Here is a 17,450-nt window from a genome sequence, read left to right as displayed (position 1 = left end):
CTGCTTGCGCAATGCAACGGATGACGTTAGCGTGTCACGAAACGTGCTGCTTTCAAACCGGCTGCCGCGTATTTCTGTGATGACATAATCGAATGGATCGTCATGAAAACACTCGATTTCGAAGCGGTACAAGCCTTCGTGCTGGTCGCCGATCTACGCAGCTTCACGCGCGCGGCCGATGCGCTGGACAGCACGCAATCGGCAATCAGCATCAAGCTCAAACGGCTCGAAGAACGGCTCGGCCACCGCCTGATCGAACGCACGCCGCGCATGGTGCGTCTGTCGCCGAAGGGCGAAATCTTTCTGCAGGCCGCGCGCAATCTGCTCGGCGCGCACGACGACGCGCTCAGCGCGCTGGCACGCGAGCGCATCACGCTCAAAGTGGGCATCAGCCATCACATCGTCGGCAATGAATTGCCGCTGCTGCTGCGGCATATGCATCGCGCCGATCCGGGTCTGCTGGTTGAGATGCGCGTATCGAGTTCGCGCGATATCGAAGCGCAATTCGACAGCGGCGCACTGGATGCCGCGCTCGTCCTGCGGCATGACGACAGCCGCCGCGACGGCGAAACGCTGCTCGATGAACCGTTCGGCTGGATAGCGACACCGGACTGGGTTCATCACGCGGGGCAGCCGCTGCGGCTCGCGACTCAGGCTCACCCGTGCCGTGTGCGGGCAATGGCCGTGAGCGCGCTCGATGAAGCACGCGTGCCGTGGGTCGAAGTATTCGTCGGCGGCGGCATTGGGACGATCGGCGCGGCCACGCAAGCGGGGCTCGCGGTCGCCGCCCTCGCGTTGCGCGTCGCGCCGCCGGGCACGGTCGATGTCGGCCCGCGCCTCGGCTTGCCGCCGCTGCCGTCGCGCGAAGTCGTGTTGTATTCGTCGACGTCCGACGCGCAGGTCCGCGCGGCGTTGCGCACGCTGGTCAGTGCTTTCCGCTCGACACCGGCCAACGCGCCTGACCGACGTATCAATCGTTCAGAGGAAGCTTCGCAATTACCTTGATCTCGAAGTCGAAGCCGTAGAGCCATGTCACTCCGACTGCGGTGAGCGCCGGATGCGGCGCGTCGCCCCAAAACTCGGGAACGACCTGCCACACGCGCTCGAATGTCGATTGCGGGTCGACCATGAACACGGTCACGTCGACCACATCGTCGAATGTGCATCCGGCCTCGTGCAGGATCGCATTCACGTTCCTAAACGCGAGACGCACCTGCTCCTGCAAGTCCGGTTCAGGCGTCCCGTCGTCGCGGCTGCCGACCTGACCCGATACGAACAGCAACCCGTTCGCCCTCACGGCCGGTGAATACCGGTTACGCTCGTAAAGCGCCCGACGTCCCGGCGGAAATACCACATCGCGCTTCGCCACTTTCGCCTCCGTTGATCGATCGCTGGTTTCGATCAGCCCACTCTACCGATCGACGCGCGCACGATAAACCATCAACGCTGTCCATGACTATTTGTAGAATGCAAACAATCTAATCACAAGGCAAACGTTCATGGACCGCTTCGACGCAATGCGCGCTTTCGTCCGGGTCGTCGAGGCTGGCAGCTTCACGAAAGCGGCCGAAACGCTGCATATGAGCAAGACCACGGTGACGCATCTGGTCCAGCAACTGGAAGCGCGCTTACGCGTCCGTCTGCTGAACCGGACGACGCGCAGGATCAACGTCACGCCGGACGGCATCGCGTATTACGAACGGGTGACGCGGCTGCTCGCCGACATGGACGACGCCGAGACGAGTCTCTCGAGCGCATCGGCGGCACCGCGAGGCCGCCTTCGCGTGGACGTGCCGAGTCCGCTCGCCCGTCTGATCCTCATCCCGGCGCTTCCGGCATTTCTCGCCCGCTATCCGGACATTCAACTCGACATGGGCGTCAGCGACCGCACCGTCGATATGATCGGCGAGAACGTGGATTGCGTCGTGCGTGGCGGCGAGCCGAACGATCAGTCGATGGTGGCCCGGCGCGTGGCGGATCTTGCGCTCGGCGTGTTCGCTTCGCCTGGATATCTGGCGTTGGCGGGTGTGCCTTCGCATCCCGCGGAACTGGAAAACTCGCATCATCGTATTGTCGGGTTTTCGTGGGGACGCGCGGGCAATCTCTATCCGGCCGTCATGCGTCGTGCAGGGGAAACGGCAAAGGTGCAAGGCCGCTACGCGCTCGCGGTGGATGACGGCAACGCCTATCTCGCGGCCGGAGTCGCGGGGCTCGGCATCATGTGGCTGCCGCGTTATATGTCGAAAGCGCATCTGAAACGACGCGAACTGGTCGCACTATTCGAAGACTGGCAACTCGATCCGATGCCGCTTTACATCGCGTATCCGCCGAACCGCCACGTCAGCGCGAAGCTGCGTGTGTTTATTGATTGGGTGGTGGAACTGATGAATGAACGGGACGTGTGACGGGAAGCTATCTGAGCACCGTCGATGCGATAGTGAATGATGGATGCAACGACGCCTTCCTTGTCCCGTCGCGGACTGCCTCCCGCTCACTCCCTACTCTCAGGAAAAATACATCCGCCATTGCGGACCAGTTCCTTTACCTCTTCGCTCACCTGCACCGGGCTTGCCTTCAAACGTGCAACGAAGTCCTTGCGGCGCCTCACGTACGACTTCGAATCGTGCCTGGCGCTCCAAACGACTATGCTAAGCACGATCGGAATCAGGTCGAGGCCCTTCTCGGTCAGCGTGTAGAAATCCTTGCGCCTGTCCTCGGGGCTGGGCGCCTTCGAGAGAATGCCTTGCTCTTCAAGAAACGCAAGGCGCGTAGCCAGTACGTTGGTCGCGATTCCCTCTTCCGATTTCAGGAATTCGCCATACGTCTTCTTGCCAGCAAACACGATGTCGCGAATGATCAGCAGCGACCACCGGTCGCCGAAGATCTCCACGCCGTAATTGACCGCGCAATGGGACCGAAGGTCTTCTTTACACGTCGTCTTCATGGCTGGATTCTAACATCGCTTGCATGTCGCAAGTTAATTTCGGTCGTTGACTTCCAGGTTGAGGGGGTCGGTTATCGACTGATCTGCGTTTCAACGCCCCTTGAATACAGGCGCGCGCTTTTCCACCGATGCACGCGTCGCTTCGCGTGCATCCTCGGTGTACATGAGCCTCGTACTGAAGCCCTGCTCGTGTTCGTACCCGGCCTCCAGCGGCATCGATTCGATGTCGTTGAGCGCCTGCTTCGCGTAGCGCAAACCGAGCGGACTCTTTTTGGCTATTTTCGCCGCGAGCGCCAGCGCGGCCGGCATGACTTCGTCCGGCTCGACAACCTCATCGACGAGTCCAAGCCGGAACGCCTCCTGCGCGCTGATCGGCTCACCGGTGAAGTACATCCGACGCAACGCGCCTTGCGGAATCAGGCGGCCATGATGTGCCGCGCCGCCGCAGCGTCCGACGTTGATTTCCGGCGTGCCGAAGCGAGCCGCGCTCGATGCAATGCGTACGTCGCAGACGGTAGCGAGCACCGAGCCGGCGCCGAGCGCGGGACCGTTGATCGCGGCAATCACCGGAATCGCGCAGCGATAGACCGACGAAAACGTGCGCCGCACGATCGCCGCGCGCGCCGGGTCTTCCTCGGGCGTCGCGCGCAGGAACTCGTCGAGATCGAGACCGGCGCAGAATGCGCGGCGGCCTGCGCCGGTGAACACCGCGCAATGCACATCCATTTCCTTGCCGAGCCCTTCGAACAGATCGGCGATCTCGGCGTAGAGCGCGAGCGTGAGCGCGTTCACGGGCGGACGGTCAAGCGTGACAATGGCGACGCCGTCGCGCTTCTCGAGTTTCAATGACATGCTGCCTCCTGTTTGCGTGTCGATGTCTGTTGCCGGAATTTGAACGTGCGTCAGCGCTCGAAGCCGTAAACGCGCGCCGGGTTGTCGACGAGAATTGCCTTGCGAATCGCAGCGTCGTCGACCCATTCGGTGAAGGTATCGAGCAGCGCGCCGACGTCGGGCGCCGCATCGCCCATTCGCACATACGGCCAGTCCGATGCCCACAGCAGTTGCCGTGGATTCGCTTCGATCATGCTGTCGTGGAACGGACGCAGATCGGTGTAATGCGGCGCCTGGTTCGACACACGGCAAACGGCGAGCTTCACGACGATGCGTCCTTCGCGAAGCAGCGCGAGCAGGTTCTGGAAGTCGGCATGTCGCGTGCCGAGCGCTGGATCGAAGCAGCCCATGTGCTCGAACACGATGGGCAGCCCGACGTTCGCAAGCTTGTCCGCAATCGACGGCACGTCCGCGCAACGGGCCCACACCTGTGCATGCCAGCCGATGTCGCGCATGCGGCTCGCCAGCGCAAGCGCCGCGCTCATGCCGACGCTGCCCGGATAAGGTTTGCCGGTCTGCGGAACCGGCATTTCGTTAAAGCGCAGTGCGCGCACGCCGCTGTTTTCGAGCGCGGTCAGCGTCGCGTCGTCCGCGTTCGCGTCGAGCACCGCGACGCCGCGAATGCGGCCTTGGCCGCGCACCAGTGCATCGGCGAGCGCGGTGTTGTCGGTCCCGTACGGTGCGGGCTGCACCAGCACGCCGCGGCCTGCGCCGATCGTGTCGAGCATCGCCAGATAGGTGTCGAACGGTGCGAGCGGCGGCGGATAGCTCGACGCCGTCGAAAACGCGAAGCGCTCGTACGGGCCGAACACATGCGAGTGCGTGTCGCATGCATTGGCCGGGAGCGCGGCGGCCGGCGCGTGCGGCATCTTCGCGGGTACGACGTCGGTCGGACGCAGCGGATCGGTATGCGCGGACTGAGGACTCATCGCGTCACTCGGCATCGGCAGGCTCGGTGCGGCGCATCGAACCGCGCTCGGCGAAGCGCGCGTGCCAGGCGGCCAGTCGCGGACGATTCGCGCGCCATTCAAGATCAGGCAAGCGGAAGTCGAGCCACGCGAGCATGCACGCAATCGCGATATCGCCTATCTGGATCGCATCGAGCCGCAGCGAAGGCGCAAGCGTTTCAAATGCGTCGAGCGAAGCGTCCGACTTCACGCTGAACGCGGCGAGCCACTGCGCGCGCTGTTGCGCGGGCGGCTTGTTGCGCTCCTGACGCCACAGCAGATAGATGTCCAGCAAGCCATCTGCGAAAGCCTGCTGCTGCAACGCGCGGAACCGCTCGCTGCCGTTGGCCGGAAAGAGCGGCGCGCCGCCATGCAGCGTGTCGAGATATTCGCAGATCACCGACGAATCGAACAACGCGCTGCCGTCGTCGAGCACGAGCGTGGGCAACTTGCTGAGCGGATTGTCGCGCAGCAGCGAAAGATTCGGCGTGTCCATGGCGACCGGCGTGCGCACGCATTCGAAGCGGTCCGCGACGCCGGTTTCGTAGGCGCACACCATCACCTTGCGGACGAATGGCGAACGCGGCGACCAATGCAGTTTCATCGGGCAATCCTCGGGTTCGACGCGGCGGCCGCAGCCGTCCGCAATTAAACTAATCAGTTAGGCTTATGACCTATCACGTCGGCGCGTCGCATACCATCGCGACGCTGCCTCTACAGTTCCACCTTGATATCGAGTCGCACGACGTCGCCGCGATACACGCCGTTGCCGACGAACACGACCGTGCCGTCCTTGTCGGTCGCCGTCCGGTAGACATGCGCGACAGGCGCGTTCAGCGGAATTTCGAGCATGCGCGACAGATCCATGTCGGCCGTGCTCACCGTGAGCGTCTGATCGATCTCCTTCAGTTCGAGCCCTGGCAGGTCACGCAGAATTCGCATGGTCGTGTGCCGTTTGAACGCCGACTTGGGGATGCGCCGCGTGAGCCGCTCGTCGACATACGCGTCGCCGATGTAATACGGCTGACCTTCGCGCGAGTGACGCCGTCGCCAATGCGTGTACGACGGCGCGAGCGTGCCGATGTCATGCTGCACGTGCGCCGGCATCACGCCCTTCTCGGTTTTCAGCAACTCGATGCTCGCGCCTTCGGCCGCGAGCAGCAGACCCGACAGATCGGTGGGCACTGCGCACCACAACTGGCTCTGCGGTTTCTGGATCACAAAAGTGCCCTTCGCGCGGAACCGTTCGATGAGTTTGTCGGCTTCGAGAATGTCGAGCGCCTGACGCACAGTGGCGCGCGCGACCGCGCACTCGTCGGCCAGTTCCTCGACCGTCGGGATCTGCTGGCCGACCGTCCATTGCCCGGCTTCGATGCGCCGCCGGAACAGCGTGGCGAGCTGTATGTAGCGCGCGACGCCGCTGAGGCTGAAATCAATAGGAACTGAAGGGGAAGACCTGACGGCAATCTCTGTCGCCATTGCAACTCCGGAAAAGGTCGAATGCGCTTGCCGGCGCGCCGCACTACGCGACGCGCCTAGGCGCAAGAATGAGCTTTGCCAGTTTAAAGCAAAAAGCCGGTCATCTAGCTTATTGGCCGTTGTCATGCTTGCCGTTTCCATTGGGCTCATTGCGCTGGTCTTCCGCTGCATTGTCCTTTCCCGCTCAAAGCTGAGTCTGCGTCACCTGTGCCGGTTTGAGCACGGGCAGTGACGGCTCGCCGGGCGCCTGCGCCGCGTCCGCGCCGTGCTGAGCGCCGAGCACGTCGAGCGGCGCACGCACGCCCTCGGGCAGCGGAATGTCGTGAAGGTTGAGCGTCATCGACACGAGCGTGTAATAGCCGATCACCGCGCCGAGTTCGACGACGCCCACCGTGCCCCAGCGGTTCATCACGCGCTGATAGACGCCTTCCTCGACGTTGCCGCCCTGCTGAAGCTGGCGCGCGAATTCATAGATGTCCGCCTGCTGTTGATCGTCGAAGCGCACGTCGCCGCCGCAACGGATTGACTCCAGCGCGGCCTCGGAGATCCCGGCCGACGCCGCCGCCTGCGCGTGCACATGCCACTCGAGCTGGCTGTTCCAGCGCCGCGCCGTCACGACGATCGCCAGTTCCGTCGCCCATGCGGGCAACGAGGTGCCGAAGCGCAGGATCTCGCCGAAGCGTTGCCAGCGGTCGGCCAGCTCCGGGCGATGCAGCGCCGCGCGCAGCGGCCCGACCACAGTGCCGCGCGGACCGTCGACCACCGCGCGGTACACGCGCTCCTGCTCAGGCGTCATCGAATCGGGAGAAAACAGGGGAATGCGAGCCAAGATAAGTCCTCGTAACAGAAAGCCGGTGCGCGTCAGCGTCAGCGCGCTGCGATGCCAAGTTCGCGCAACACTTCGTCGGTGTGCTGGCCGAGCGTCGGCGGCGCGCGGTCGAAGGCGAGCGGCGCATTGCGCAGACGCAGCGGGCTCACCACCTGCGGCACCGTGCCCGACACAGGATGCGGCAGATGACGCAGCATCTCGCGGTGCTTGACCTGCGCGTCGTCGAACACCATCGGAATCGTGTTGATGGGGCCGCACGGCACAGCCGCTGCGTCCAATTTGGCGAGCCAGACCGCCAGATCGTCTTCGACCAGAGCCGCGCTGATTAACGCATGCAACGCCGGCAGATTGCGCACGCGCTGCGCGTTGGTCGCGAAGCGTTCGTCGTCCGCGAGTTCCGCATGGCCGATCACTTCGGCAAACTTACGAAACTGCCCGTCGTTGCCCACGGCGAGCACCAGATAGCCGTCGCGGCAGCGGAACACGTCTTGCGGCTGGATGTTCGGATGCTTGTTGCCGTTACGCGCGGGCGGCTTGCCCGAGACGAGATAGTTCATCGCCTGATTCGCGAGGAACGCGACCTGCACGTCGAGCATCGCGAGATCGATGTATTCGCCCTCGCCTGTCTGCGCGCGATTCGCGAGCGCCGCGAGAATGCCGACGGTGGCGTACATGCCGGTCATGATGTCGACGATCGGCACACCCACTTTTTGCGGGCCGCCTCCGGGTTCGCCGTCGCGCTCGCCGGTCACGCTCATCAGGCCGCCCATCGCCTGGATCATGAAATCGTAGGCGGCGTTGTCGGCTTTCGGTCCGTCCTGGCCGAAGCCGGTGATCGAGCAGTAAACGATGTCGGGCTTGACCGCCTTCAGGTCGTCATACCCGAGACCGTAGCGCTTGAGCGCGCCGGCCTTGAAGTTCTCGAGCACCACGTCGCAGTGCGCGGCGATCTCGCGGATCGTTGCCTGCCCTTCGGCCGTGGCCAGATCGACAGTCACGGACCGCTTGCCGCGGTTCACGGACAGGAAGTAGCCCGATTCCTTCGAGGGCGCGCCGTCCGCAGCAGTGAGGAACGGCGGCCCCCAACTGCGGGTGTCGTCGCCGTTGCCGGGCCGCTCGATCTTGATGACGTCGGCGCCCAGGTCCGCGAGAATCTGTCCGCTCCAGGGCCCGGCCATGATGCGGCTGAGATCGAGCACGCGGATATGCGAAAGAGGTCCGCTCATTGAGAATGTCCGTCTGGTTGCTGGTTGCTGGTTCCGGGAAGGCCGTGCCGCATGCGAGGCACGGCGCCTTTTACCTATTAAACCATGTTTATGATCTTTATGGCCTCGTGAAAACCCTAAAGGTCACGTTATTGACTTTTACGTCGGCCGGCATTGTAATCCGTCCTGTCGAGTGCATCAGCAGGTGCGCCGTGCAATCATCAGGAGACATTCGTGACTACAAACGCAACGGCGAACGCAACGGCGAACACAGCAGCGCCGCGCGCCGGCTCGGCACCTGACGCCGCACTCGCGGAGCAGACGGTCTATCGCAAGCTGCTATGGCGCCTGATGCCGATGCTGATGCTGCTGTACATCGTCGCGTTCATCGACCGCTCCAATGTGGGCTTCGCGAAACTCAGCTTCCTGCACGACCTGGGTCTCTCGGAGTCGGTGTTCGGTATCGGCGCGGGCATTTTCTACGCGGGCTACATGTTGTTCGAAGTGCCAAGCAATCTGCTGCTCGCCCGCATCGGTGCGCGACGAACCTTTTTGCGCATCATGCTGCTGTGGGCGGTGTGCTCCGCCGGGCTCGCCGCGATGACGGGACAGAATAGCTACTACTTGTGGCGCTTCCTGCTGGGTGCATCGGAAGCCGGCCTGTTCCCCGGAATCCTCTTCTATCTGACCTACTGGGTGCCCATTTCCCGGCGCGCGCGTTTCACCGCGCTATTCATGGCTTCGATTCCGATTGCCGGTGTGATCGGCAGCCCGGTGTCGGGCCTCATCATGCATACGATGCACGACGTGCTCGGCCTGCAGAGCTGGCGCTGGCTGTTTCTGATCGAAGGACTTCCGCCGCTCGTGCTGATGTTCTTCGTCGCGCGGATGCTGCATGACACGCCGGCTTCGGCGCCGTGGCTCACTGCCGATGAGCTGGCGATCATCGAGCGCGATCTGCGTGCCGACCGCGAAAGCACGCGCCACACCGAGCACAAATCGTTCGCCGCGGCGCTCCGCTCGCCGCGCTTTTATCTGCTGACCGGCATGGGCGTGGCGCTGCTTGCCGGAACCGCCAACGTTTTCTTCTGGCTGCCGACCATCATCCGACGCACCGGCGTGACCGACCTGTGGACGCTCGGCATGCTCTCCGCGCTGCCGTACGTGGCGGGCTTCGTCTGCCAGTACCTGATGGCGCGCCACTCGGATGCGCACAAGGAGCGTCGCTGGCATGCGGCAGTCGCGGGGGTGGCCGCTGCGATCGGCTGGGCGGCGTTGCCGCTTGTCGGCGGAAGCGCGGCACTGTCCGTTGCCGCGCTGACCGTGACGGCCGCCGGTACGTTCGCCGCAATGGGGCCGTTCTGGGCGATGCCTAGCCTCTACCTGAGCCGGCAGGCGGCCGCCGGCGGCATCGCGCTGATCAGCACACTCGCGGGACTTGGCAGCCTCGTGAGCCCGGGCATTGTGGGCTGGCTGAACGAAACGACGCACTCGATGGCGGCCGGCCAGTACTACCTCGCCGCGCTGATGCTGATCGGCGCCATCACCGTTGTTGCGGTCGGTCCGCACGACGCGAGCAGCCAGAGGCGCTGAGTAGCGCGGCGGGAGAGCGTCCCGCGCCGTTGATACGTGGCTTGCGTGACCTTGCGTGGGCCTGCGTGGCTTGCTCGGCCTTTGCGGCCCGGCCCGGCTTCGCGCTCTTGTAGCACCGCCACGCTTCGCGCATCCAGCGCCGCCTCGCAAACCCCACCGCATTTCCCTGACGCACGCAGCCCGCGCACGGCGCGCGAGCCGCTTGCGCGCGGCCATCGCGTCTCCCAACGCACGCTTCATCGATAAACAAAACATACACACGGAGGCTTTGCATGAAATCACGCTTACTTTCCCCGCGCGCCCTCGCCGTCGCGATCGCAAGCACTGCTGCTGCGGCCGCAAGCACGGTCGCGCACGCGCAGAGCAGCGTCACGCTCTACGGCATCGTGGATGTCGGCCTGAACTATCAGTCGAACGCCTCGGGCGGCCGCCTCTTCGCGATGACGAGCGGCGTCAACCAGGGCAGTCGCTTTGGGCTTAGCGGCAGCGAGGATCTCGGCGGCGGCCTGAAGGCGATCTTCCGCCTGGAGAACGGCTTCGACGTCACTAACGGCAAGCTCGGCCAGGGCGGACTGCTGTTCGGCCGGCAGGCCTATGTGGGCCTGACGAGCCAGTACGGCACAGTCGCCTTCGGGCGCCAGTATGATTCGCTGATCGAGTTCGTGAGCCAATACTCAGTCAGCAATCAGTGGGGCGGCTACATCTCCGCGCATCCGGGCGATCTGGACAACTTCAACTACAGCTTCCGCAGCAATAATTCGGTGAAGTTCAGGAGCGCGGACTACAACGGCTTTTCGTTCGGCGGCACGTATGCTTTCGGCGGCACGGCCGGCGACGAGACTCGCAACCAGATCTGGGCAGTCGGCGCGGGCTACACGCGGGGCCCATTGTCGATCGGCGTGGCCTATCTGAACGTGCGCAACCCCAACACGAGCCTGTTCGCCAGCAACCTCTCATCGACTGCCGCCGCGACGGCGGCCAATGCGTCGTCGCCTGTCTATCGCGGCTTTCTGTCGGCGCACTCGTATCAGGACATCGGCGTCGGCGCGTCGTACACGATCGGCAAGGCGACACTCGGCGCGACGTATTCGAACATCAGCTTCCGCAACATGGGCGACACCACGTCCGGGCCGAATCCCGCCCGCTACAGCGGAAACGCGACGTTCGACAACGCAGAAGCCAACTTCAGCTACCAGATCACGCCGGCATGGATGGCCGGTGTCGCCTACGATTACACGAGAGGCCACGCGAACAACGTCAACGGCGGCGCGACCTATCATCAGGCGGAAGCGAGCACGCATTATTTTCTATCGAAGACGACCGACGTGTACGTGTCGGCAATCTACCAGCATGCGTCCGGCACCGATTCGACCAACCGGCCGGCGGTTGCAGCCATCAACGTGCTCACACCGTCATCGTCCGACAGTATCAAGGTCGTGCGGATAGGGATGCGGCATAAGTTTTGATGGGGTGCGTGGCTGCTAATCGTTCATCGACGCATACCGAACCATCTTCCTTCCGTGCCCCACCACATCCCCTCGCCGCACCAACCCAAGCTTCTCCGCAACGCGAATAGACGCCAGGTTCAACGGATCGATTTCAGCCACCACTTCGTGCAAACGCAGCGTTGCGAAAGCATGCTGCAACACCGCTGTTGCAGCCTCCGTCGCTATGCCCGCGCCCCACGCTTTTCGCGGCAAGCGCCACCCAATTTCAATCTCCGGTCCAACAGCATCCGCGGGAATCAGGAGAACCCACCCAAGAAAATCCGCCGCATCATTCCGGCTTCCGATCGTCCAATAGCCCATGCCCTCCGGATACGGGCCGAGCGTGCGCGCTTCGACGAATGCGCGATGCTTCTGTGCGTCCGACCAGGGCCCATCGACGAAGCGCGTGACCAGCGGATCTCGATCCATCGCAAGACATTCATCCGTATCCGCTAGCGTCCGCGGCCGCAATATCAAGCGAGGCGTTTCGAAAACAGGTTGCATATAAGAGCCTTCCTCCGGTTGCCGCTAACCCTCGCGACCGCCAAACAGCCGTTCAGCAAGGAAATCGACGAACACGCGCAGCTTCGGCGACAGTTGCCTGCTCGACGGCCACAGCACCGAGAACTGGCCTTCGTGTTTCAGATGCGCGTCGAGTACGGTTCGCAGCGTGCCGGCGGCGAGATCGTCGCGCACGAGGAAGTCGGGCATATAGCCGATGCCGAGTCCGAGCACAGTCGCGCCGCGCAACGCCTCCATGTTATTGCAGGTGAGCACCGTCGGAAACGACGCCACGAAGTTCGCGGGCTGGTCGCGGAACTGCCAGTCGTGCAGCTTGCCGGTGGTCGGAAAGCGAAAGCGGATGCAAGCGTGCCGCGCGAGATCGGCGGGCACGCGCGGCACGCCGTGTTGCGCAAAGTAAGCGGGCGTCGCGCACAACACGAAGCGAAAAGGTCCGAGACGGCGCGCGGTCAACTGTGAATCGGCGAGATCGCCGCTGCGGATGGCCGCGTCAAAGCCGCCTGCGATCACGTCGACGATGCGGTCGTTGAAATCCAGTTCCAGCTCGACGTCGGGATAACGCTGCATGAACTCGGGGACGACCGGCAGCAGGAAGCGGTAGCCGATGGTCGGCAGCGTGACGCGAAGGCGGCCGCGCGGCGCGGCGTTGGCTTGCAGCATCATCGTTTCCGCATCGGTGAGCGCGTCGAGGATGCGACGGCAGCGTTCATAAAAGCGCTCGCCGTCTTCCGTCACGCTGACGCGCCGCGTGCTCCGCTGCAGCAGCCGCACGCCAAGCCGCGTCTCCAGCCGAACCACGCTCTTGCCCACCGCCGACGCGGACAGCCCGAGCCGCCGCGCAGCGCCGACGAAGCTCTGTGCTTCGACCGTATGAACGAACGCGACGATACCGGTGAGATTTTCCATGGAAGGCGCTCAGCAGATTACGGAATTAAAGTCCGCATTGATTGTACCTGTCGGGCATTTATCGATTGAATGTCCGCAACTAGACTGCCCGGCATCACGTCACGCCTGGATGGACACATCATGACTTCTTCAATCGATCGACCCGCGTCAGCCCGCTGGATGGTGCTGCTCGGAGTGTGCTCGGCAGCCGTCGTGCTGCCGCTCAGTTTCTCGGCGGGAGCGATAGCAACGCCCGCGATCGGCCGCGCGCTCGGCGGCAGTCCTGTCGCGCTGAATTGGATCACCAACGCGTTCATGCTGTCGTTCGGCAGTTGCCTGATGGCCGCCGGCGCGCTGTCGGATCAGTTCGGCCGGCGCCGCGTGTTCCTCGCGGGCATCGCCGCGTTCGCGCTTTTTTCGCTGCTGCTGACGATCGCACCAGACATCGTCTGGATCGATGTGCTGCGCGGCGCGCAAGGCATCGCGGCAGCCGGCGCGCTCGCGGGCGGCTCGGCCGCGCTCGCGCAGGAGTTCGACGGCCACGCGCAAACGCGCGCGTTCAGCCTGCTCGGGACGACCTTCGGCGTGGGACTCGCATTCGGCCCGGTACTCGCGGGCGCGTTGATCGAAGCAGCGGGTTGGCGTGCGGTGTTTGCGTCGACGGCGGTCATCGGCGTGATCGCCCTGCTACTCGCGGCGCCGTGGATGCGCGAGACGCGCAATCCATCGGCGGGCCGGATCGACTGGCCTGGCATCGTCAGCTTCACCGCGATGCTGTGCCTGTTCACGGTCGCCATTCTCGAAGCGCCCGCGCGCGGCTGGTCGGACCCGGCGATCCGCGCGTTGTTCGTGGCGGCAGTGTTCGCGCTCGCGGCATTCGTCGCGATCGAGCGGCGCAGCGCGCATCCGATGCTCGATCTGTCGCTGTTCCGCTATCGCCGCTTTATCGGCGTGCAGATGCTGCCGATCGCGACCTGCTATTGCTTCGTTGTGCTGCTGGTGCTGCTGCCGATCCGCTTCGTCGGCATCGACGGTCATACGCCGTTGATCTCCGGCCTGATGATGCTCGCGCTCTGCGGTCCGATGCTGTTCGTTCCTTCACTCGCGGTGTGGCTCACGCGTCATGTGTCGCCGGGCGTCGTGTCGGCGGCGGGCTTGCTGATGTCGGCGGCGGCGCTTGTGTGGCTCGGCAGACTGCCCGCCGACGCCACGCCGTTCGCGATGCTCGCGCCGATGGCCGCGATCGGCATCGGCGCGGGACTGCCGTGGGGCTTGATGGATGGACTGTCGGTGAGCGTCGTGCCGAAGGAGCGCGCGGGCATGGCCACAGGCATCTTCAGCACGACACGCGTGGCCGGCGAAGGGCTCGCGCTCGCGATGGTCAGTGCGGCGCTCTCGGCGTTGGTCAGTGCACGGTTGCGCGCGGCGCTGTCGTCGTTGTCGTCGTTGTCGTCGTTGTCGTCATTGCCGTCGTTGCCCGGCATCGACCGGGACCGGCTTGCGGCCGCCGCGCAGCAGCTCGCGACCGGCGATCTCGCCGGCGCCGCGGCGCGACTGCCAGGCGTTCACGCAGCGTTCTTACGCGAACAATACGTCGACGCGTTCTCGTTGCTCGCAGATGGACTCGCCATCGTGACCGTGCTCGCCGCGCTCGCGACGCTGTATTACCTTCGGCCCCATCCGCAAACTGCAACGCGCATCACGAACGCAACCGTGCCGGAAGCCGCGGACCGATAGACGCCTCGCTAAAAAGCACGCACTCAACTGCGTCCTTTCGCTTGACTGGTTCCCGATCCGAGCGAGTTGCCGCTGCCGCTCGTCGGGGACTTTCCGGACACCTCCGTTTGCTGCCGCTCGCGTCGTGCGTCTTCGCGCGCCTGCTCGGAGGGCTCGCGGCGAACGCCGCTTGCCTGTTGCCTATCGGCTTCGCCACGGCTCGGCATGGATGATTGCTTGGTTCGATTCATTGCGCCTCCTTTTTTGCGCCGGACTACAAAATACCGCTACGCCGCAAGCGCGATACCCGAGCGCGATTTTCGCGGCACATGCAGGGGCAGTCAGCGCAATAGCGGCGGCAACCAGCTCCGTTGAACCGCGCAATTGAAGGATTTACGAGTCGACGTGTACTTGCTACACCGCATCGGTTGCGTCATCCAGCAAGCGTCGGCGTGCGCGTGGCATACCGGTTGCGGCGAGAAATCAGCCGGAAGTGCTCGCTGCAACTCGCGAGCGAACCGGCAACGCCAAGTCATCCACGATCCAGCCTGGAGATTTCTATGAGCACAGGAAGACACGCCAATAGCCCGTCGGGGCCGGGGAAACCGACCGCGGTTGAAACGTCGATCGTCAAGGAAGAGGAAGGAATAGTCGAACTAACTAACGAGGACGATGCGCCTGGCGGCGCCGAAGGTGTCCAGCCACAGCAGCAAGACGAGCAACGCCGCGACGACGGTTCCGCCGCCAGGCCGTAGACACGACGGCCGACCGAAGTACACCGAAGCAACGCCGAACCAACGCCGAGACAACCACAGGACCGCTGCCACCGTTGATATATGATCGCGTTTTAACCTGCTGGAATGGCCTTCATGCAAGTCCTGGTCGACGCCGACGCTTGTCCCGCCGTCATCAAAGACATGTTGTTTCGGGCCGCGCGGCGTGCCGAAATACTCGTGACGCTGGTCGCAAACCAATATCTGCGCACCCCGCCGTCGCCGTTTATCAGGTCGATCCAGGTGCCGGCGGGTTTCGACGTGGCCGATGCGCGCATCGTCGAACTCGCCGCGTCGGGCGATCTCGTGATTACGGCTGACATACCGCTCGCCGCCGCGGTGCTCGACAAGGGCGCGCATGTGCTCGATCCGCGCGGCAACCGGTTCACACGCGAAAACATCCAGGAGCGTCTGACGATGCGCGACGTGATGGATCAATTGCGCAATACGGGTATCGATACGGGCGGCCCTGCGCCCTTCACCGCACGCGACAGCAAAGCGTTTGCCGGCGAACTCGACCGCTTCCTCGCGCGTCACGGCACGCCGCCTCGCGCGCCAGGTGGATAGGCCGCGAGCGAGTCAAACGCTTCAATACACCGGTGCCATGCCCGGCGGCCGGTGCTTGAAGCGCCGGTGCACCCAGTAATATTGTTCCGGAAACCTAACGACCTGCTCCTCGAGAAACGCGTTCATCCGACGCGCATCGACCTCATCGCTGTCCGAGGGAAAGTCGGCGAGCGGCTCGAAGATCGTCAGCTTGTAGCCTTCGTAATCCGGCAGCACTTCGGTCACGAACGGCACGACGCGCGCGCGCCCAAGTCGCGCGAGACGCGAAACAGCCGTCAGCGTGCAGGCGGGAACGCCGAAGAAAGGCACGAAAACAGAGTTGTCGACGCCGTGGTCCATATCCGCCGCGAGCATCACGTCTTTGCCCGAACGCAATAACGCGACGATCCTTTTGGCGCTCGACCCGCGCTCGATCATCTCGGCGCCGAACCGGCCGCGTTGCCGCTTTGCCAGCTCACATAGACCTGCGTTCGACATGCGCGTGTACAGCGACGCAATCGGCAGGCGCGTCGAGTACAGCATGCAGCCGACCTCGATGCCCACGAAGTGAAAGCCCATGAAAATAGTAGGCGGCGCGGACTCGTCGTCGAGATCGATTCTGCTTTCGATCTGCACGATGTCCCGGATCGATTGCGCACTGCCGAACCACTGAATGCCTCGCTCGAGATAGCTTCGGACAACATGACGAAAGTGTGCTTTCGCAAGCTGTTGATGTTCGTGCGCCGTCTTCTCGGGGAAGCAAAGCCGCAAGTTCACCAGCACGATGTGCTTGCGGCGGCCGGGAAGCGCATACAGCAGCGTGCCGATAACGATTCCAAGCCGTGCGACGAATTTATAAGGAAGTACGGAAAGCGTGCGTAGCAACGCCACGATGAGCGCAAGGCTGAGGCGTTTCAAAGGTTGTCCCCTACCGGTGGTAAGTGTTGGAAAGCGAAGTGCAGCAGCCGCCGTTCGACCGTTGCGACGGCCGCCGATTGCCTAAGAACAGGAATGTCTTCGCTCGAAATACCAACCGTGGACCGCACAGCCCACGCGTGATTACCGAATGACTGGGACGACTCGCGAATCCCGGCAGTGTAACAGGCGGCTCAGTGGCGACTCACTTCACGATCGAGCCCCGAATCTTTGCGAGCGCATCGACGCCGGCGCGCCACGATGCAAACCGGTGCACCTGTAGCCCGTTCAATGCAGATAGAGATAAGCGGCAATGTCGCGCGCCTGATCCTCGGTGAGGCCGAGATCGGGCATCGCGGTGCGCGGGCTGAACGCTTGCGGATGCATCAGCCAGCGCTCGAGGTTGGTCGCCGAATTGGCCGCAACTCCGCCGATGTACGTCCGTTGACGAAGGCCCATGAGCGGCGGCCCGACCAGGCTGTTGGCTCCTTCCACGCCTTCGATGGTGTGGCACGAGCCGCAACCGGCGTGCACGATCAAGGCTTGGCCTCGAGCCGGATCGCCGCCGGTCAACGGCTCGCGTTGCGGCGTCTTTTGTCCGCAAGCACTCAGCATGAGGACGGCGAGACCCGTCATCGCGTAAGCGAGGACCGCTTTAGTGACCGTCGCTCGCCGCGCCGCCAGCCCGCTCGCGCATCCACCGATGCGTGCCAACGGA

The 17,450-nt window shown here is 63.8% G+C and carries 19 protein-coding genes; 7 read left to right on the top strand and 12 right to left on the bottom strand.

What is annotated here, in order from left to right; all coding sequences use genetic code 11:
• Window positions 1–102 precede the first annotated feature (102 nt).
• A complete protein-coding gene (locus P0D87_RS25030; RefSeq protein WP_053857768.1) occupies window positions 103–1,005 on the top strand; it encodes a LysR family transcriptional regulator in 903 nt (300 codons plus the stop codon).
• On the opposite strand, the gene P0D87_RS25025 is transcribed toward P0D87_RS25030, so the two are convergent.
• Window positions 971–1,369, bottom strand: coding sequence for a RidA family protein (locus P0D87_RS25025; RefSeq protein ID WP_053857767.1), 399 nt, complete (start codon window positions 1,367–1,369; stop codon window positions 971–973). The genes P0D87_RS25030 and P0D87_RS25025 overlap by 35 nt on opposite strands.
• A 130-nt stretch (window positions 1,370–1,499) precedes the next feature.
• Here P0D87_RS25025 and P0D87_RS25020 point away from each other — a divergent pair, with 130 nt between their 5' ends.
• Window positions 1,500–2,405 (top strand): LysR family transcriptional regulator, encoded by a 906-nt coding sequence (locus tag P0D87_RS25020; protein WP_029969921.1) that lies wholly within the window; start codon window positions 1,500–1,502, stop codon window positions 2,403–2,405.
• A gap of 86 nt (window positions 2,406–2,491) precedes the next feature.
• On the opposite strand, the gene P0D87_RS25015 is transcribed toward P0D87_RS25020, so the two are convergent.
• From P0D87_RS25015 to P0D87_RS24985, 7 genes are all read right to left on the bottom strand, one after another.
• Window positions 2,492–2,944 carry a winged helix-turn-helix transcriptional regulator gene (locus tag P0D87_RS25015; protein ID WP_006048319.1) on the bottom strand — a complete coding sequence of 151 codons (453 nt, stop codon included), beginning with the start codon at window positions 2,942–2,944 and terminating at the stop codon, window positions 2,492–2,494.
• A 90-nt stretch (window positions 2,945–3,034) separates the two neighbouring features.
• Complete coding sequence (locus P0D87_RS25010; RefSeq protein ID WP_029969922.1) at window positions 3,035–3,796, bottom strand: enoyl-CoA hydratase-related protein; 762 nt, start codon at window positions 3,794–3,796, stop codon at window positions 3,035–3,037.
• A gap of 50 nt (window positions 3,797–3,846) precedes the next feature.
• Window positions 3,847–4,764, bottom strand: coding sequence for an amidohydrolase family protein (locus tag P0D87_RS25005; RefSeq protein ID WP_051154040.1), 918 nt, complete (start codon window positions 4,762–4,764; stop codon window positions 3,847–3,849).
• A 4-nt stretch (window positions 4,765–4,768) separates the two neighbouring features.
• Window positions 4,769–5,386 carry a glutathione S-transferase N-terminal domain-containing protein gene (locus tag P0D87_RS25000; protein ID WP_053857766.1) on the bottom strand — a complete coding sequence of 206 codons (618 nt, stop codon included), beginning with the start codon at window positions 5,384–5,386 and terminating at the stop codon, window positions 4,769–4,771.
• Between the two features lie 110 nt (window positions 5,387–5,496).
• Window positions 5,497–6,261 carry a GntR family transcriptional regulator gene (locus tag P0D87_RS24995; RefSeq protein ID WP_053857765.1) on the bottom strand — a complete coding sequence of 255 codons (765 nt, stop codon included), beginning with the start codon at window positions 6,259–6,261 and terminating at the stop codon, window positions 5,497–5,499.
• Between the two features lie 184 nt (window positions 6,262–6,445).
• Window positions 6,446–7,090 (bottom strand): carboxymuconolactone decarboxylase family protein, encoded by a 645-nt coding sequence (locus P0D87_RS24990; RefSeq protein ID WP_053857764.1) that lies wholly within the window; start codon window positions 7,088–7,090, stop codon window positions 6,446–6,448.
• A gap of 38 nt (window positions 7,091–7,128) precedes the next feature.
• Window positions 7,129–8,316 carry a CaiB/BaiF CoA transferase family protein gene (locus P0D87_RS24985; protein WP_053857763.1) on the bottom strand — a complete coding sequence of 396 codons (1,188 nt, stop codon included), beginning with the start codon at window positions 8,314–8,316 and terminating at the stop codon, window positions 7,129–7,131.
• A 213-nt stretch (window positions 8,317–8,529) separates the two neighbouring features.
• Here P0D87_RS24985 and P0D87_RS24980 point away from each other — a divergent pair, with 213 nt between their 5' ends.
• Both P0D87_RS24980 and P0D87_RS24975 read left to right on the top strand, forming a co-directional pair.
• Window positions 8,530–9,888: an MFS transporter gene (locus P0D87_RS24980; protein WP_053857762.1), complete on the top strand. Its 1,359-nt coding sequence runs from the start codon at window positions 8,530–8,532 to the stop codon at window positions 9,886–9,888.
• Between the two features lie 272 nt (window positions 9,889–10,160).
• On the top strand, window positions 10,161–11,354 hold the full coding sequence (locus P0D87_RS24975) for a porin (RefSeq protein ID WP_082366956.1): 1,194 nt from the start codon (window positions 10,161–10,163) through the stop codon (window positions 11,352–11,354).
• A 15-nt stretch (window positions 11,355–11,369) separates the two neighbouring features.
• Here P0D87_RS24975 and P0D87_RS24970 read toward each other — a convergent pair whose 3' ends face one another.
• Both P0D87_RS24970 and P0D87_RS24965 read right to left on the bottom strand, forming a co-directional pair.
• Window positions 11,370–11,879, bottom strand: coding sequence for a GNAT family N-acetyltransferase (locus tag P0D87_RS24970; protein ID WP_029969936.1), 510 nt, complete (start codon window positions 11,877–11,879; stop codon window positions 11,370–11,372).
• A 24-nt stretch (window positions 11,880–11,903) separates the two neighbouring features.
• Complete coding sequence (locus P0D87_RS24965) at window positions 11,904–12,803, bottom strand: LysR family transcriptional regulator (RefSeq protein ID WP_006048322.1); 900 nt, start codon at window positions 12,801–12,803, stop codon at window positions 11,904–11,906.
• Between the two features lie 120 nt (window positions 12,804–12,923).
• On the opposite strand from P0D87_RS24965, the gene P0D87_RS24960 reads away from it, so the two are divergent.
• The 3 genes from P0D87_RS24960 (at window position 12,924) to P0D87_RS24950 (ending at window position 15,838) form a co-directional block, all read left to right on the top strand.
• Window positions 12,924–14,519, top strand: coding sequence for an MFS transporter (locus P0D87_RS24960; RefSeq protein ID WP_321175792.1), 1,596 nt, complete (start codon window positions 12,924–12,926; stop codon window positions 14,517–14,519).
• Between the two features lie 539 nt (window positions 14,520–15,058).
• Entirely contained in the window at window positions 15,059–15,253 is a 195-nt protein-coding gene (locus P0D87_RS24955) for a hypothetical protein (protein ID WP_053857760.1), read from the top strand.
• 114 nt (window positions 15,254–15,367) lie between these two features.
• Window positions 15,368–15,838 carry a YaiI/YqxD family protein gene (locus P0D87_RS24950; RefSeq protein ID WP_006048326.1) on the top strand — a complete coding sequence of 157 codons (471 nt, stop codon included), beginning with the start codon at window positions 15,368–15,370 and terminating at the stop codon, window positions 15,836–15,838.
• A 21-nt stretch (window positions 15,839–15,859) separates the two neighbouring features.
• Here P0D87_RS24950 and P0D87_RS24945 read toward each other — a convergent pair whose 3' ends face one another.
• Window positions 15,860–16,735 carry a lipid A biosynthesis lauroyl acyltransferase gene (locus P0D87_RS24945; RefSeq protein WP_006048327.1) on the bottom strand — a complete coding sequence of 292 codons (876 nt, stop codon included), beginning with the start codon at window positions 16,733–16,735 and terminating at the stop codon, window positions 15,860–15,862.
• Window positions 16,736–17,020: 285 nt separating this feature from the next.
• Complete coding sequence (locus P0D87_RS24940) at window positions 17,021–17,446, bottom strand: c-type cytochrome (protein WP_321175791.1); 426 nt, start codon at window positions 17,444–17,446, stop codon at window positions 17,021–17,023.
• Between the last annotated feature and the right edge of the window lie 4 nt (window positions 17,447–17,450).

Origin of the sequence: Paraburkholderia sp. RL17-368-BIF-A (genome assembly GCF_046054045.1) — a bacterium.
Lineage (GTDB): Bacteria > Pseudomonadota > Gammaproteobacteria > Burkholderiales > Burkholderiaceae > Paraburkholderia > Paraburkholderia graminis.
Note: the sequence above shows the minus strand (reverse complement) of the source record. Positions and strands in the feature narration are given on the sequence as shown.